Raw genomic sequence first — 14,142 nt, forward strand, 5'->3', positions numbered from 1 at the left:
AAGAAACCCCGCACATCGGCGGGGCAGGTCATCAATGCTATGAAGGCTGAGGCAACGCTGTCTCCTGCAGATGATGCCAGATGATTTTGCCATTCGGCTTTGATTCCAATACGACAGTCGAAAAACGCAGAGTGGGGCTTTGATCAGGAAGTTGCTGTAATTCTTTATAGACAACCGTTGCACCAGTGTCGCTATCAGCAATCACTCGCATGTCGCTGATTTCGATCGCTAAACCGGGGCGTGCGCCGCGCTGAGTCCGAAAAAAGGAGTTTAATGTTGTGAAGTCCAGCAACCCGCCACCGGTCGTTACCATAGAGTATGCAGGACTGAAACGTGCCAGGAGATCTTCACAAACCTCATCTTTTGCAGTTTCATTGCCCAGCCACTCTTTGATCAATTCATGGGCATCCAGGACTTCCTTCAGGAAAAGGTTCATTTTTGTTCCTTATTAAGCGTAAGTACGACTTTGTGATTAGCAATGCGGAGGGAGCACAGGACAGGGATGACAGCGCTGCATGCCGCTATGACAAAGCAAAGACGATAGGACTGCTTTACAGGCATCCCCGTGTTCGCTATCAGATTGAACAGCAGGCTGACCAGCGTTACGCCAAGACAAAAACTAAGCTGACGATTGATATTCCACAGGGCGCTTGCATCGGCCAGTTCATGATCAGCCATTTGAATAAAAGCAGAACTCTGCGCCGTGCTGCTGCACAAGCTGCCGCCAAATCCCATAAAAGCGAAAGCGAGTATGCAAATAATAGTGTCTGTGCTATGCCCTGTTAGCGCCAGCATCCCGATACCTAATGCCTGAACCAGGCAGCCTGTGATAAAGAGCGGACGGGGGCCCCAGCGGTTAAATCTTTTGCCGGTCAGGCTGATAGCGGCAAAAGAGGCTATTGACCACGGAAGCATTAGCAAACCCACGAAGCTGGCATGCATCCCCAACTGATTTTGCAGATAGAGCATGGTGATCATACTGACGCCAGTAAACACACCGGGGATAAACTGATAAATCAGCATTGCGGTATGTAAAAGCGGGTCTTTGACCAGATGCAGGTTGATGAGCGGGTGACGTTTTTTAATCGCGTTGCTGACATAGCCCGCCAGCGTAATAACACCTGCCAGCAGCATCAGTACGCCTTTATTGAACTCTCCGGCTTCACCCACATAGGTCAGCCCCAGCAGAATCAGCGTGAGCCCAACACAGCCACTGACTAATCCCACCAGATCTAACGGTTCGGCGGTCTTTTCCGGGCGAGCCGGATTGAGACATAAACCTGCCATGATTAGCGTCACCACGGCCAGGGGAAGACTGAACAGAAATACCCAGCGCCAGCTGAGATGCTCGACCATCATTCCGCCAATGGCTGGCGAGAGTGCGGGTGCGAGCAGAGCGACCAGCATGACAACGGAGGATAATTTTGCGCGCTCATTACTTTGATACAGGGCGTAAGTCATTGTCTGTCCTATGGGGATCAGCAATCCGCCGCCAATGCCCTGAATCCAGCGCCATGTAATGAGTTGTGTAACCGATGCTGACGCACCCACTCCGCAGGTACCCAAAATAAAAATCATTAATGACAGCATGAAAAGACGTTTCGCCCCCATCCGCCTTGCCAGCCAGCTACTCAGAGGGATGACCAGTGTCAGCCCCAAAATGTATCCATTACTTATCCACGCCAGCTTGCTAACGGGTGCGTCAAAGTGCCGGCCGATATCCGGATAAGCCACGTTGGCGATAAACATATTTACCAGATCGATAAAAAAACCCAGCAGATACACACTGGCAACACGCACACGATAAGACATTTGTTTTCTCAGACTGGACAGCTTAGGGCGCGCAGTATAAGACCGACGACAGGCCGGATAAATTGCTTTTCTCTTGCTACACTGTCAAAATTATTTTGACAATTTGAGTGCGGAAGAGGAGATGTGATGATCAATATGCAACGTCTGGCTATGTTTGTTGCGGTAGCAGAGGCGGGCAGTTTTACCGGTGCCGCTCAGACGCTGGGACTTACCAAAGCAGTAGTCAGTTTTAATATCAAACATCTTGAAGAAGAGCTTGGTGTTTCACTCCTGACAAGAAGTACCCGACGCGTTTCGACGACGGATGCCGGAGAACGATTTTATCATCGCTGTCTCAAGCTTCTTGAGGATGCCGAAAGCGCCCTGGAGGATGTCCGCAGCGATCATGCCGGATTAAGCGGGTTACTGAGGATCACCACAACCCCGGAGTATGGGGCCAGGGTGATTGTGCCAGCACTCACGGATTTTACTGCGAAACACCCGCAGTTACGTATCCAGCACGTTTCTTCATCCAAAAATGACGATCTCATTGCCGGTCGCTTTGATGTGGCTATTCGGCTTGGTCATCTGGCCGATTCCAGCCATCATGCCCGTCTCATTGATCAGTTTGATATTCTGGCGGTCGCTGCGCCGCTTTATCTGAACACCTTCCACACCCGGTCTGTCCAGAACCTTGAACAGCTTGCCTCTGCAAAATGGATTGCGCATAGCCGTTTATCAACGCCACTTAGCTGGCAGGTGATCAACCCGGGCGGGGTGACTGTATTGTTGAACGCCAGCTCTCCAGCAATGGTCATGGCTGACAGCGCGTCTTCTTTGCTGGCGTTTGCTTTAGCCGGAGCTGGCGTTGCCATTCTGCCGGCCTGGCTGGTACAGGATGAGATAGTGAAGGGAAGGTTAATACATCTTCTGCCCGATCATCTTTTTCCCCCACAGGGTATCTACGCGCTTTATCCCAATACGCGCCATGTGCCGGAAAAAGTGCGGACATTCATTGATTTCCTGCGCGATCGCTTAGTTGCAACAACCTGAGCCTGAAGCAACGAATAACATTCAAAAAACTGATTATATGCGTTGATATAAAGTTTTATCCGGCTAAGGTTAGATCCTCTCAAATTTTTATATTCATTGCGATTAAAGACCCGTAATCCACGAGGATTACAGGGTTTCGCCGCTTAAATTTTTGCCATTTTTATTGGTTAAATTTTATGCAACTTAACCGCTTAAATACTTTTCCTTAGCTGCATAAAATAAGACCTGAAATATTCCATGTGAGATTCATATATAATTTCTAATTAAATCATTGTCTTACCGATTTTTTCTGAGCGTGCTGATGCGATGGGAAATTTAACTTACCTGCCTGTAAATTAAACACTAAGCAGGCCCAGAGAGGATTTTTGGATAGAAAAGTTTACAAGGAAAAAGAAGGGGGTTATTTCAGAAATAAGTTGACAGTGAAAGGGAATATATTGTCTCTTATCGCCGATTTGTAAATTAACTTCAGCAAAAAAACATGAGTATTGCTTGTGTTTTGGCCTTCTAAGTATCCGGATCACTCAGAGAGAATGTTAAAAATGATCGGTTTATCGTCGTCAGTCATGCAGTCGGGCATCCTGGATTTGGCACCCCCGGAATTTGAGGCACTGTTGAGTGATATCAGAGAACGGGCACTCACAGGTGAATTTGATGATCGTAAACATATCTCTCAGGACATCATTGAGTGTTTCAGGACGGCCGGGGTTTATAGGGCACTGGTGCCTCTACGATTTGGCGGGAAAGAGTCTAACCCTTTTGATTTTTGTCAGCTCATTGAATGCCTGGCGGAGGCTGACGGCTCAGCTGGATGGGTTGCGAGTTTTGGGATGAGTCCATTTTACCTTTCAGCGCTACCTTTAAAGACACTTGAAGCGCTTTACAATACCGATAAAGGAGCCGATATCATTTTTGCCGGAGGAATTTTCCCTACGCAAACGGCATCTCCGGTTGAGGGAGGGGTAAGAGTCACGGGCCGCTGGCGGTATTCAAGTGGCTGTATGGGGGCAGATGTTGTTGGGGTGGGGATTCAGACGTAATCAGCGGGGGCAAAGGACTTCCCCGGGTGGCTGTGCTGCCCGTCTCAGACGTCATGATTGATCAGACATGGAATATGGTGGGTTTAAAGGGCACTGGCAGCCATGATCTGGTGGTAAAAGATATTTTCGTGCCTGAAGAGTGGACTTTTATCCGGGGAGGTGAAGCAAATCTTGAGGAAAATCTGTTCAAATATCCTACCCTTTCACTGGCAGCACAGGTGCTATCTGAGGTTGCGATTGGCATTGCGCGGCGGGCAATCAATGAAGTTCGAAATGCATCAGGTTTAAATCTGTCGGTCACGGGCGCACCTGCAACGATACAAAAACCTACGGCTAAAATTGAAATCGCAAAAGCTGAAGCGCGTTTTCATTCAATGCGCTCTTTCTTTTATCAATCACTGGAAAAAGTATGGGCTGGCATTTCAAAGGGAGAAGAATTATACGATGATCAGATAAACATGTTGCGTCTTTCCAGCACCAACGCAGTTCACGAAGCATCAAAAATTTGCCGCAACATGCAATTATTATCAGGCATGACTGGCGTTTCGAAAAATCATCCTGTAGCCAGATGTGTTAATGACACTATGGTAATAACCCAACACGCTTTTATGGGTGAAATGACATATTTAAATGCAGGCACGATGCTGTGTGGGCAGTTGCCCACGCCAGGTTATCTATAATTATTTTACAAATAAATGAATTATCTGGTTCATTTGTATAATGGCAAATACGCATTATTGAACCTGTCGAATAAATTTCACTTCGATCGAGTTGGTAACAAAAATGATAGACACTAATGATTTTCGCAATGGCATGTCAATGCTTGGTAGCGCCGTTTCTATTGTCACCACCGCCCATGAAAATAATAACTATGGAATGACTGTTTCCGCAGTGTGTAGTGTGACCGACACCCCGCCAACGTTACTGGTATGTATTAACCGTAAAGCATGGTCACATGATTTTTTTATCTCCAGCGGCGTACTTTGTGTGAACATACTCTCTTCCTCACATGAGGATTTATCATCTTCCTTTGCCAATAAATTACTATCAATGGCTGACCGGTTTAATTCCCATAGGTGGTCAAAACTTCATACCGGGGCACCCGCATTAGATGATGCCCTGGTGAATTTTGATTGTGAAATCAATGAAGTCATCGAGAATGGTTCTCATAGCGTTATGTTCGCAAAAATCAGGGAAATTCGTATGGGCCAACCTTCATCAGGTTTAATTTATTTCAACAGAAACTATCACGGCATACCTGGAAACACGTTGTGATCTTTTTTTTCTGAATAAATAGATGAAATCTGATTCAGGGGTAGGCAGGGCATGGCAGGGGGTGTTAATAAGCACATTAACAACGACTATATGAGTAAAATCGTTTGTGGCTATTGACACTCTTCATGCAATTCTGGCATTCAATTGAGGTTGTTAATGGGTTTAACTGACGTGTAATGCAGCTTTCAGATATATAGAAATCGCTTGCTAAAAAAGTAGACTCCTTAATTAAACTAATTGATTAATTTAAATTTTGAAGCTCCCCGCTTATGTGAATAATGGAGAATATAAACGCAGTTGTTCGTAGGCGACCTCTGAATGAATTGTAATCAGAGTCAGTTATTTAAACTATCATATCGGGTCTTTGTGCTACATACACCCTGATCTTATGATGATGAGCTCAGGCATTATGCAAAAATGCAGCAGAAATTGATGCAGATTCACCCCCCTCACTCATATGGTTTTACTCAATAAAAGGAGCCCGAAAGTATGACTGTCGGTATCGGCACAACCCACATGCGCTTCACTGCTGATGAGCATCTTTATCATTTATGAGGATAGTAAACGGTCAAATGACCTGGCTGAGCATTTTGGGTTCCAGTGTCAGCAGTATGTTATTTACCGTGGTAAGCAGGTACGCATGCTTCTTCGCGAGTAAGCCATCAATCCATAAATACAGATTCTCAATCTCGCGGCTGAAAGACAGTTAAAAGGTCTTATTCGAAAGTACCTCTATGGAATATGTGATTGATGATTACATTTCGATAGCATAATAAATTGATTATATGCTTTACTTCACGATAAAAATCCATGATAACCGAGTCGATGTGTTCCGCGATGGTTTTATAAAATTTTCAGCCCCTGCCATCTTCATCAAATCCACTGATTGCAACTGCTGTTTATATATACAGCATCTCAAGGTGAGTCTATCATGCCACGCGAGAACGAAATCAAAGCCGCTTTCCGGCTGGCCATTAAGCGGGACGCGCGCGGACGTTACATCGTCAGCACACTCGACTTTGTTCACCAACTCCAGCAGCTGAACTGGCAGTTTACCGCCAGGGAAGCGAACAGGTGGATAGAAGTGCGCAAGTCAGATTTCCGGGATATCTCAGCATCCGAAGGTGAGGATTGCATCTTTCAGGTCTTTAACCCGAATGGCGGCCTGTGATGTTTGCGCTGGTGGATGTTAACTCATTCTATGCCAGCAGCGAGACAGTATTTCGTCCCGATCTGCGTGGTAAACCGGTGCTGGTGCTGAGTAACAACGATGGCTGTGACATTGCCCGGAGTGCAGAAGCCAAAGCGCTGGCCATTCCTATGTGGGCTCCCTATTTTAAACTCAGGGACGGCATCAGGCGGCACAGGATCGATGTATTCAGCAGCAATTATGCGCTGTATGCGGACATGAGTAACCGGGTAATGACGACGTTAGAACAGATGGCACCCAGCGTGGAGGTCTATTCGATTGATGAAGCTTTCCTGGAACTGACCGGTGTACGCAACTGCATGGTATTGGAAAACTTTGGACGGGAGGGGAGGGAGACGATTAGACGCAATACGCATCTCACCGCAGGTGTTGGCATCGCGCCAACTGAAACGCTTGCCAAACTTGCCAGCCACACTGCAAAAAAGTGGTCTAAGACGGGCGGCGTACTTGACCTGTCTAACATTGAGCGTCAAGAGAAACTAATTGCGCTGGTGCCGGTTGAGGATGTCTGAGGTGTCGGCCGTCGCATAAATGAGGAGGATACTGGACTCCGATGGGAATAATGCTAACTCAGGTTACCATATCAATACTAACTATTAGCTCGGCATTGATGGTTGTGCTAACTGTTTATTTGAGGGTCGGCCAGCGCGTGGGCTATTTCTGCTACTAAACTCCTGAACCAGCGATGTGCAGGATCGTCGCGATAGCGCGCATGCCAGCCCATTTCAACCGGAAAAGTGCCGAGATCAACCGGCGCGGGAACAATTCTGAGCCGCTGATCTCTGGAAAGATGCTGGCAGATCAGGCGAGGCAGGGTCGCGCAGTAGTCCGTGACCGCAATCATCTCCGGGACGGCCAGAAAATGTGTCACCGACACGGCAACCTGACGGCGCAGGCCGCGCTTTTCAAGTGCCTGATATAAACCCGCGCGCATACGACCAGGCGGCAGTACATTAACGTGTTTGAGCTGCTCATACTGTTCTGCGCTAAGGTTTTCGCCCACCAGCGGATGATCTGCGCGTATCACACACCCCAGACCTTCATTCATCAGGTGCTGCACAACCAGATTCTCAGGAGGCTCAACGATACGCCCCAGCACCATATCGGTGTTTCCTGAAATCACACCCGTTTCCGTTACGTCGTTGCCAAACGGCGTGAGGCGAAGCCTGATACCGGGCGCGCAGTCACGAAGACGCGCCACAATGGCAGGCATCATGATGAATTCAACATAGCTGTTAGGGGCGAGGGTAAACAACCGGGTGGCGTGCAGCGGATCAAAGTCCTGCTGACCAAGGATCACGTTATCAATGGATGATAGGGCAGCACCGACTACCTGGGCCAGCTGTTCTGCTTTCGGTGTCGGGCGCATACCGTAGCGCTCGCGGATAAACAGCGGATCGTTGAGCGTTTCGCGCAACCGGTTCAATGCATTAGAAAGAGCCGGCTGGGTAATACCAAGCCGTTCCGCTGCGCGGGTGACGTTGCGCTCTTCCATCATAACCAGCAAAACTGGCAGTAAATTCAGGTCGTATTTCATTTAGCTATAATGCTGTGTGAATAGCTTAAATTGAAGAAATAAATTTCATAAATATTTATATGCCCGCCATGATTAGTGGGTCAACGCAGAACATGGCGGCTAAATCGCGGGTTCTGGCTATCCTTACACCTGAAACTGACTGTTATAGGAAGCAGAAATGAAAATTTTAATGGTTTTGACCTCGCATGATGAGTTGGGCACCACCGGCAAGAAGACAGGTTTCTGGCTTGAAGAGCTTGCCGCACCCTACTATGCATTCCTGGATGCGGGCGCTGAGATTACTCTGGCTTCACCGAAGGGTGGACAGCCGCCACTCGATCCAAAAAGTGATGAATCTGATTCTCAGACTGATGAGACCCGCCGTTTTCATGCTGACTCTGCTGCTCAGGCCGCGCTGGCCTCGACCGTAAGGCTTGATACGGTTAATCAGGAAACGTTTGATGCCGTGTTCTATCCTGGCGGCCATGGGCCGTTATGGGATCTGGCTAACGACAAACACTCCATTTCGCTGATTGAGCAAACCCTGCAGGCTGGCAAGCCGGTGGCGCTGGTTTGTCATGCACCTGGTGTTCTGCGTGATGTGAAAAACGCTGATGGCACACCATTGGTGAAAGGCAAGAAAGTAACCGGGTTTACTAATAGCGAAGAAGAGGGCGTTGGCCTGACTGACGTCGTGCCTTTCCTGGTGGAAGATGTGCTGAAACAGAATGGCGGTCTTTACTCACGCGGTGATGACTGGCAATCCTACACTGTGCAGGACGGCTTACTGATTACCGGACAGAACCCAGGTTCGTCGGCTGAGACCGCGAAAGTCTTACTCTCAAGTCTGGCGAGTTAAAGCGTCTGTAGCTAAGACGTTTCGAAAGGTGCCCCAGGGCGCCTTTTTTATTGCTGAACTCAAGGCACAGTGCAGATTGTTACCTGATGAATTATTCAGATCAAATAGATTAGGACTAAATTTAAATTGATGCCAATAATTACAGCGCTGGATTTCTCTTATTAACGCTCAGCAGAGTAAGTCTACTGAAAATATAAACATGTCTTTAAAAACAGTGTTGACATCGTTTATCAGAACCGTAAAGTAAGAGACATCAGCGGCGTGAAGTTGCCCTGATACACCAAAAAATCCCTGGTGTTAGCGTTAATGGTGTCGACAATTTTTTAAATATAAGTTGCCGATGGTTCTGTTAAACGAAGTTGTTATTAATCGCTGATAAGTTAATGACGACGCTGTTAGATGGAGTCTGAGTAAATCTTCGAGAAGTAAGTAGTATCGCGTCGCGATGATGTAAGGCCTCGTAGTTCTGAACGTTACTTTACGACAGGATACGATTGCGGTTTAAACGTCGTAATGAAAGTAAGGCAACGCATCAAAGAATATATATCGCGATGGGGGTGTACAGATTTATACGGGCCTGACCTGTCTTTGTCTCCTGAAAGACTATCAGGTGGTTGAAACCGCTAATAATAATGACATTTGATTATTGTGATCATTATTATCCGCAGGATCTGTTCATAAATAGTAGTATCGAAGCAGTACCTATCAATTAAGTTAGTTAATGTTTAATGTTAAATCTGTAGTACTTTAAAAGCCCTGACTATTTCAGTCAGGGCTTTTATCATTTCAGCGTGTCTCTCAGATTTTGCGGGGGTGTCATTACTGAGTGTCATTTTCGAATTCTTTCTCATTAGTCACTCTTTGTCGCATTCATGCATGCTTTAATTCTCTTCAGTTTGCACATCCTCTTCATCGCTTCGCATTAAGGTTCCATGCTCTGCTAAGAGTATTCACATGGTGTGGCTTTAGCGTTGTCATCAGGAGTGACTGCTGGCATTTACCCTGCGCATGGCCTTGAGAACTTAGCACTGACAACGCTGGCGCAGCTGCCGCCATTGTGGCGACAGGAATATGGCTTTGTGCTCGCCGCCAGAGCTGAACCTGCCGAAACAGTGACGCTAAAAGCGCAGTGGCAGCAGTACCTTTTGGGAAACGCGCTACCCACTGAATCATTATCCGGCTGGCATCAGGGGATGGACGGATTGCAGGCACTGACACACCGCCTGAATACGCTTGGTGAGCGCAATGGCAGGTATCTCACCGGTTCGGAGCTGAAGTCGATGGTGTTCACGATAACGCAGAACTTCAGCCGCTCAGTTCCCCTCGAAGAGCAGCTTTATCAGCTGGGGCAGTCAGAAAATGCCGAATCAGGTAGAGCAGCACAGCTGGCGCAGGTCGATATGCAGTTTACTCAGCTGCTGAACCGCTATGCGCTGATTAAAAATCAGGTCGAGTGATGGCGTACAGCGATAAGCACTGGGAAGATCAAATGTCTGCCGGGTCGCTTATGGCAAAATCGATAATCTGCGCCATAGTCAATATTCATCGATTAATTGCGCTTTAGCTTTTATTAAATCCATCGGCGCATAGGTTACGCGCTATTTAACAGAGGTTAAAATGTCTACAGAATCTCCGGAAGATATCTCCAGCGACCTGTCCCAGTTCGTTGGCACACATTTTGTCTATACCTATGATAATGGCTGGAAATATGAGTGGTACGCCCGCAATGAAACGACCTGTGACTACCGTATTCATCAGGGGCTGGTGGGCGGTCGTTGGGTGACCAACCAGAAAATGCACGCAGTGCAGTTTGCGCCCGGCATTTACAAAGTTGACTGGCATGAACCCACCGGCACCTGCGTCAGCCTGCTGTTTGATCTGAATCGCACCCTGCTTCACGGGACAATTTTCTTCCCGCAGTGGATTGCCGGAGAAGGTCAGCATCCGGAAAAAACCATCTGCTACCAGAATGATTTCATTGAAGATATGCACCGCTTCCGCGACGAAGGCCCGGCCTATCCTTATGTGATCATTCCTGAGTTTGCGAAAGTGACTTACATGAAAAACGAAGGGCCGGATAACGATGAAGTCATTAATCAGGCACCGGGGCAGATGCCTGCTGACTATTTTGATGGTAAGTAACTGATAGTACGACCCGCCGCTATGGGCGGGTCGCTTCTGCCTGGCGTGCCAGCGTGCGGGCCAGTATGGATGAGTAGAGTGGTTTTCCCCCCAGAAACTGCGCCAGCAGCGTAGCCCCAAGACAGGTAATAATCATCGGCAATATCAGCTGATAGTTATCGGTCATCTCCAGCACCAGCACGATCCCGGTGAGCGGTGCCCTTACCGAAGCGGCAAACAGTGCGCCCATTCCCGCAATCGCAAAGGTTCCCGCGTCCAGATGATACAACGGGAACAGATCCGTCATCGCTACCCCAAAAGCTGTCCCGAGCAACGTTCCCAGTGCCAGCATCGGCGCAAAAATACCGCCCGGCGCACCTGAGCCAAAACAGAGCAGGGTAGTGACCAGTCTGACCATGAAGATGAGCAGCAGCAGGGTCAACGGGAACACACCATGAACCGCCTGCGGAATCAGTTCTGAGCCGCCGCCTGCGCCAGGTGCGAACAGCAGCGCCAGAATACCGCAGCCGCCGCCGAGCAATGCACCCGCCAGCACCACGCGAGCCGTTTTGCCGGCATAAAAGCGGGCAAAGAGATCCTGCGTTATGAATATCAGGCGGTTGAACAGTACGCCGACCATGCCAATGATCATACCCAGCACCAGATACATCCACAGCGTCTGCACTGGCGCATCAGCCAGTTTGCCAACGGAGATCACCGCCTGTTCGCCGTTGAAACAGCGAAATACGATGCTCGCCATAATCACACCGGTAAACACCGCTTTAATAGAAATCAGGTTATAGCGAAACTGCGGACGCATCTCCTCGATGATGAACAGTATGCCCGCCAGCGGCGCGTTAAACGCGGCGGCCAGGCCCGCAGCCGCGCCTGTTGCCAGCAGCGTATGACGCGCTTCGTTGCTGCGCATCCCCAGAACATCAATCACCATGCGGCCAATGTTGCCGCCCAGCTGCACCGTCGGGCCTTCACGGCCCAGCACCATTCCTGCACCCAGCGTGCCCATGCCGCCAAAAAATTTCACCGGAATCACCCGCCACCAGCGCACAGGTCTCAGCTCTTCCAGCGCCCCTTCAATTTCGGGAATGCCGGAACCACCTGCTTCGGGCGCAAAGCGTCTGACGAGAAAATAGCCGACCATCGCCAGCAAGGCCGAAATGGCAAAAGCGGCGGCGTAAAGCATCCAGCCCTGAAACTGCGCGGGGATAAGCGTATCGGCGCGCCACTGCTGTATTGCTTCAACAGCCCGGGCAAACGCTACGCCCGCCAGACCGACCAGCGTACCGACCAGCGCGGCGCAAAACAGCATCGCCAGCGGCGTTTTGTCACGATAGAGCAGGGCGCGAAACATCCGGCTGCGCGCCGCGAGGGAACGGGGAACATAAACCGGCTGCGGTGATTCTTCATTCATTGAGAGGCATTCTTGTTCAACCAGACCAGCGTGCCAGTTTACTGAGTGATAAGGTGAAAACAAACGTCAGGATCAATTTCAGCCGGGAAAAGAGTTAGTCGGTCTGCGGTGGACAAACCACTTGCGCCATGCGTTCGCGGTAGGCTGGGTTGTCCTGATTTTTCAGCGCCTGAGCTGCGACGGTTAGCGTGAGCTGATTCTGTTGCAGATTCTGCTTGTCATCGAGAAACGTCTGGCGCAGTTTTTCATCAGAGAAGGCTGGCGGTAACTGACACTTCTGGCGCAGATCGTCGGTTATCTGCTGCTGACGCAGTGTAAACTGCAGTGTTTCATACGGCCCGGCGGCCACAAGCATGGGGCATACTGACAGCAGCATAAACAGCGTATTGCGGATCACTTTCATGATGATCTCCTGACTGCTGAGAACAGGAAAGTCTCTTCGGCAGTTTCAGTTGAGTTTAATCGCATTGAGTGATTAGCCTGAGCACAGCACCATCGACCGTGTGCAGCAATGTCGCCACGGTTGACGCAATAATCATAGCAATACTGGCGCGACAGGGAGCTGACATGCAGCCACATTCCACTGAAATTCTTACCGCTGACTGCTGTATCGTTGGCGGTGGCCCGGCCGGCTTAATGCTGGGTTATCTGTTTGCCCGCGCAGGCCTGCGCGTAGTCGTCATCGAAAAGCACGCTGACTTTCTTCACGACTTTCGCGGAGACACCATCCACCCTTCGACGCTGGAAATAATGCATCAGCTCGGACTGCTGGAATCTTTCCTGACGCTGCCGCATCAGCGAGCCGAAAAGCTTGAGGCAGAAATTGCAGGACAAAGCATTACGATGGCCGACTTCTCACGTCTGCCGGTTCAGTGTCGTTTTATTGCCTTCATGCCGCAGTGGGATTTCCTGAACTATATGGCAGAGCAGAGTGCCCGCTATCCGGGCTTCAGCCTGCTGCAGTCGACTGCCTTCGAGTCGCTGATCGAAGAAAATGGCACGGTCAGCGGCGTGACGGCCTCACGCGGCAATCAGCAGCTGCATATTCGCTGCAAACTGGTAGTCGGTGCGGATGGTCGCCATTCGCGCGTGCGCGACGCGGCCGGGCTGATCGGACAGGAATTTGGCGCCGCGCGCGATGTCATCTGGTTCCGCTTAAGTAAGCAGCCGCAAGATCCCGAGCTGGGCATGGGGCATAAAGGGCCGAAGCAGAACTTCATCGTTATCGATCGTGGCGACTACTGGCAGTGCGGTCTGACCATTCCGAAAGGGGAGTTTGAGGCGAAACAGGCCGCCGGTCTCGACGCGTTTAAAGCAGACGTGGCGGCAGTGTCGCCTTTTGAGGCGACGCGCATGTCGGAAATCGAAAGCTGGGAGGCGTTTAAGCTGCTGTCGATACGTATCGACCGGCTGGAGAAGTGGGCGAAACCTGGCGTGCTCTGTATTGGTGATGCTGCGCATGCCATGTCGCCAATAGGCGGAGTTGGCGTTAATCTGGCGATTCAGGATGCGGTGGCGACGGCGAATCTCCTTACTGCCCCACTGAAACGCGGTGAACTGCAGCTGCGCGATCTGGAAAAAGTGCAGAAGCGTCGTCAGTTCCCCACTGTCGCCACGCAGTTTTTGCAGATTAAAATGAGCCGCAACAAAGCCAGAAGAAAATCTGCGGGCAGCAGCAAGGTTCCTGCAATTATTCGTCGCCTGCCGTTTCTGCGTTTTGTGCTGGGTCGGCTGATCGGTCTGGGCTTCAGAACAGAGTCGCCACAGGTTGCGCGTATGAAGTCAGCGCGTTAAATGATTTCGACAGCGATCAGATATCGTGCGACACTGTTTCATTGTGAAAGTACT

Annotated in this window: 14 protein-coding genes and 1 pseudogene; 10 read left to right on the plus strand and 5 right to left on the minus strand. The window is 49.6% G+C overall.

Annotated features, from left to right (window positions below):
• Positions 1–37: 37 nt before the first annotated feature.
• Both BY447_RS21255 and BY447_RS21260 read right to left on the minus strand, forming a co-directional pair.
• Positions 38–436, minus strand: coding sequence for a DUF4440 domain-containing protein (locus BY447_RS21255; RefSeq protein WP_110332149.1), 399 nt, complete (start codon positions 434–436; stop codon positions 38–40).
• Entirely contained in the window at positions 433–1,812 is a 1,380-nt protein-coding gene (locus tag BY447_RS21260; protein WP_110332150.1) for an MFS transporter, read from the minus strand. The genes BY447_RS21255 and BY447_RS21260 overlap by 4 nt, the downstream gene beginning before the upstream one ends.
• Before the next feature lie 126 nt (positions 1,813–1,938).
• Between BY447_RS21260 and BY447_RS21265 the strand changes: the two genes are divergently transcribed.
• The 6 genes and pseudogenes from BY447_RS21265 to BY447_RS21290 all read left to right on the plus strand — a co-directional run.
• On the plus strand, positions 1,939–2,844 hold the full coding sequence (locus tag BY447_RS21265; protein WP_110332151.1) for a LysR family transcriptional regulator: 906 nt from the start codon (positions 1,939–1,941) through the stop codon (positions 2,842–2,844).
• A gap of 533 nt (positions 2,845–3,377) precedes the next feature.
• Positions 3,378–3,884 carry a hypothetical protein gene (locus tag BY447_RS23575; protein ID WP_323859523.1) on the plus strand — a complete coding sequence of 169 codons (507 nt, stop codon included), beginning with the start codon at positions 3,378–3,380 and terminating at the stop codon, positions 3,882–3,884.
• Between the two features lie 26 nt (positions 3,885–3,910).
• Positions 3,911–4,564: an acyl-CoA dehydrogenase family protein gene (locus BY447_RS23580; RefSeq protein ID WP_323859524.1), complete on the plus strand. Its 654-nt coding sequence runs from the start codon at positions 3,911–3,913 to the stop codon at positions 4,562–4,564.
• A 103-nt stretch (positions 4,565–4,667) separates the two neighbouring features.
• Entirely contained in the window at positions 4,668–5,159 is a 492-nt protein-coding gene (locus tag BY447_RS21275) for a flavin reductase (protein WP_110332152.1), read from the plus strand.
• A 931-nt stretch (positions 5,160–6,090) separates the two neighbouring features.
• On the plus strand, positions 6,091–6,330 hold the full coding sequence (locus tag BY447_RS21285) for a DNA polymerase V (RefSeq protein WP_110332153.1): 240 nt from the start codon (positions 6,091–6,093) through the stop codon (positions 6,328–6,330).
• Positions 6,330–6,878 (plus strand): annotated as a pseudogene (locus BY447_RS21290) (DNA polymerase V subunit UmuC); the annotation flags it as partial. The gene BY447_RS21285 and the pseudogene BY447_RS21290, both read left to right, overlap by 1 nt.
• 110 nt (positions 6,879–6,988) lie before the next feature.
• Here BY447_RS21290 and BY447_RS21295 read toward each other — a convergent pair.
• On the minus strand, positions 6,989–7,906 hold the full coding sequence (locus BY447_RS21295; protein WP_110332154.1) for a LysR substrate-binding domain-containing protein: 918 nt from the start codon (positions 7,904–7,906) through the stop codon (positions 6,989–6,991).
• Positions 7,907–8,063: 157 nt separating this feature from the next.
• Between BY447_RS21295 and BY447_RS21300 the strand changes: the two genes are divergently transcribed.
• The 3 genes from BY447_RS21300 to BY447_RS21310 all read left to right on the plus strand — a co-directional run bounded on the left by BY447_RS21300 (position 8,064) and on the right by BY447_RS21310 (position 10,886).
• Positions 8,064–8,744, plus strand: a complete 681-nt coding sequence (locus BY447_RS21300; RefSeq protein ID WP_033784813.1) for a type 1 glutamine amidotransferase domain-containing protein — start codon at positions 8,064–8,066, stop codon at positions 8,742–8,744.
• 983 nt (positions 8,745–9,727) lie between these two features.
• Positions 9,728–10,201 (plus strand): VasL domain-containing protein, encoded by a 474-nt coding sequence (locus BY447_RS21305; protein WP_323859525.1) that lies wholly within the window; start codon positions 9,728–9,730, stop codon positions 10,199–10,201.
• A gap of 160 nt (positions 10,202–10,361) precedes the next feature.
• Positions 10,362–10,886 carry a phenolic acid decarboxylase gene (locus tag BY447_RS21310; protein WP_013196415.1) on the plus strand — a complete coding sequence of 175 codons (525 nt, stop codon included), beginning with the start codon at positions 10,362–10,364 and terminating at the stop codon, positions 10,884–10,886.
• Positions 10,887–10,905: 19 nt separating this feature from the next.
• Here BY447_RS21310 and clcA read toward each other — a convergent pair whose 3' ends face one another.
• Entirely contained in the window at positions 10,906–12,234 is a 1,329-nt protein-coding gene (gene clcA, locus BY447_RS21315; protein ID WP_234366596.1) for a H(+)/Cl(-) exchange transporter ClcA, read from the minus strand.
• Positions 12,235–12,388: 154 nt separating this feature from the next.
• On the minus strand, positions 12,389–12,697 hold the full coding sequence (locus tag BY447_RS21320; RefSeq protein WP_033784811.1) for a YicS family protein: 309 nt from the start codon (positions 12,695–12,697) through the stop codon (positions 12,389–12,391).
• Positions 12,698–12,861: 164 nt separating this feature from the next.
• Here BY447_RS21320 and BY447_RS21325 point away from each other — a divergent pair, with 164 nt between their 5' ends.
• Entirely contained in the window at positions 12,862–14,088 is a 1,227-nt protein-coding gene (locus BY447_RS21325; protein WP_110332156.1) for an FAD-dependent oxidoreductase, read from the plus strand.
• The last annotated feature ends 54 nt before the right edge of the window (positions 14,089–14,142 follow it).

This window comes from Pantoea sp. JKS000250, assembly GCF_003201065.1.
Taxonomy (GTDB): Bacteria; Pseudomonadota; Gammaproteobacteria; order Enterobacterales; family Enterobacteriaceae; genus Pantoea; species Pantoea vagans.

Excerpts from the sequence above, each read along its gene's own strand:
- BY447_RS21255 (WP_110332149.1), bottom strand. The coding sequence starts at position 436 with ATGAACCTTTTCCTGAAGGAAGTCCTGGATGCCCATGAATTGATCAAA.
- BY447_RS21260 (WP_110332150.1), bottom strand. The coding sequence starts at position 1,812 with ATGTCTTATCGTGTGCGTGTTGCCAGTGTGTATCTGCTGGGTTTTTTT.
- BY447_RS21265 (WP_110332151.1), top strand. The coding sequence starts at position 1,939 with ATGATCAATATGCAACGTCTGGCTATGTTTGTTGCGGTAGCAGAGGCG.
- BY447_RS23575 (WP_323859523.1), top strand. The coding sequence starts at position 3,378 with ATGTTAAAAATGATCGGTTTATCGTCGTCAGTCATGCAGTCGGGCATC.
- BY447_RS21275 (WP_110332152.1), top strand. The coding sequence starts at position 4,668 with ATGATAGACACTAATGATTTTCGCAATGGCATGTCAATGCTTGGTAGC.
- BY447_RS21285 (WP_110332153.1), top strand. The coding sequence starts at position 6,091 with ATGCCACGCGAGAACGAAATCAAAGCCGCTTTCCGGCTGGCCATTAAG.
- BY447_RS21295 (WP_110332154.1), bottom strand. The coding sequence starts at position 7,906 with ATGAAATACGACCTGAATTTACTGCCAGTTTTGCTGGTTATGATGGAA.
- BY447_RS21300 (WP_033784813.1), top strand. The coding sequence starts at position 8,064 with ATGAAAATTTTAATGGTTTTGACCTCGCATGATGAGTTGGGCACCACC.
- BY447_RS21310 (WP_013196415.1), top strand. The coding sequence starts at position 10,362 with ATGTCTACAGAATCTCCGGAAGATATCTCCAGCGACCTGTCCCAGTTC.
- clcA (WP_234366596.1), bottom strand. The coding sequence starts at position 12,234 with ATGTTTCGCGCCCTGCTCTATCGTGACAAAACGCCGCTGGCGATGCTG.
- BY447_RS21320 (WP_033784811.1), bottom strand. The coding sequence starts at position 12,697 with ATGAAAGTGATCCGCAATACGCTGTTTATGCTGCTGTCAGTATGCCCC.
- BY447_RS21325 (WP_110332156.1), top strand. The coding sequence starts at position 12,862 with ATGCAGCCACATTCCACTGAAATTCTTACCGCTGACTGCTGTATCGTT.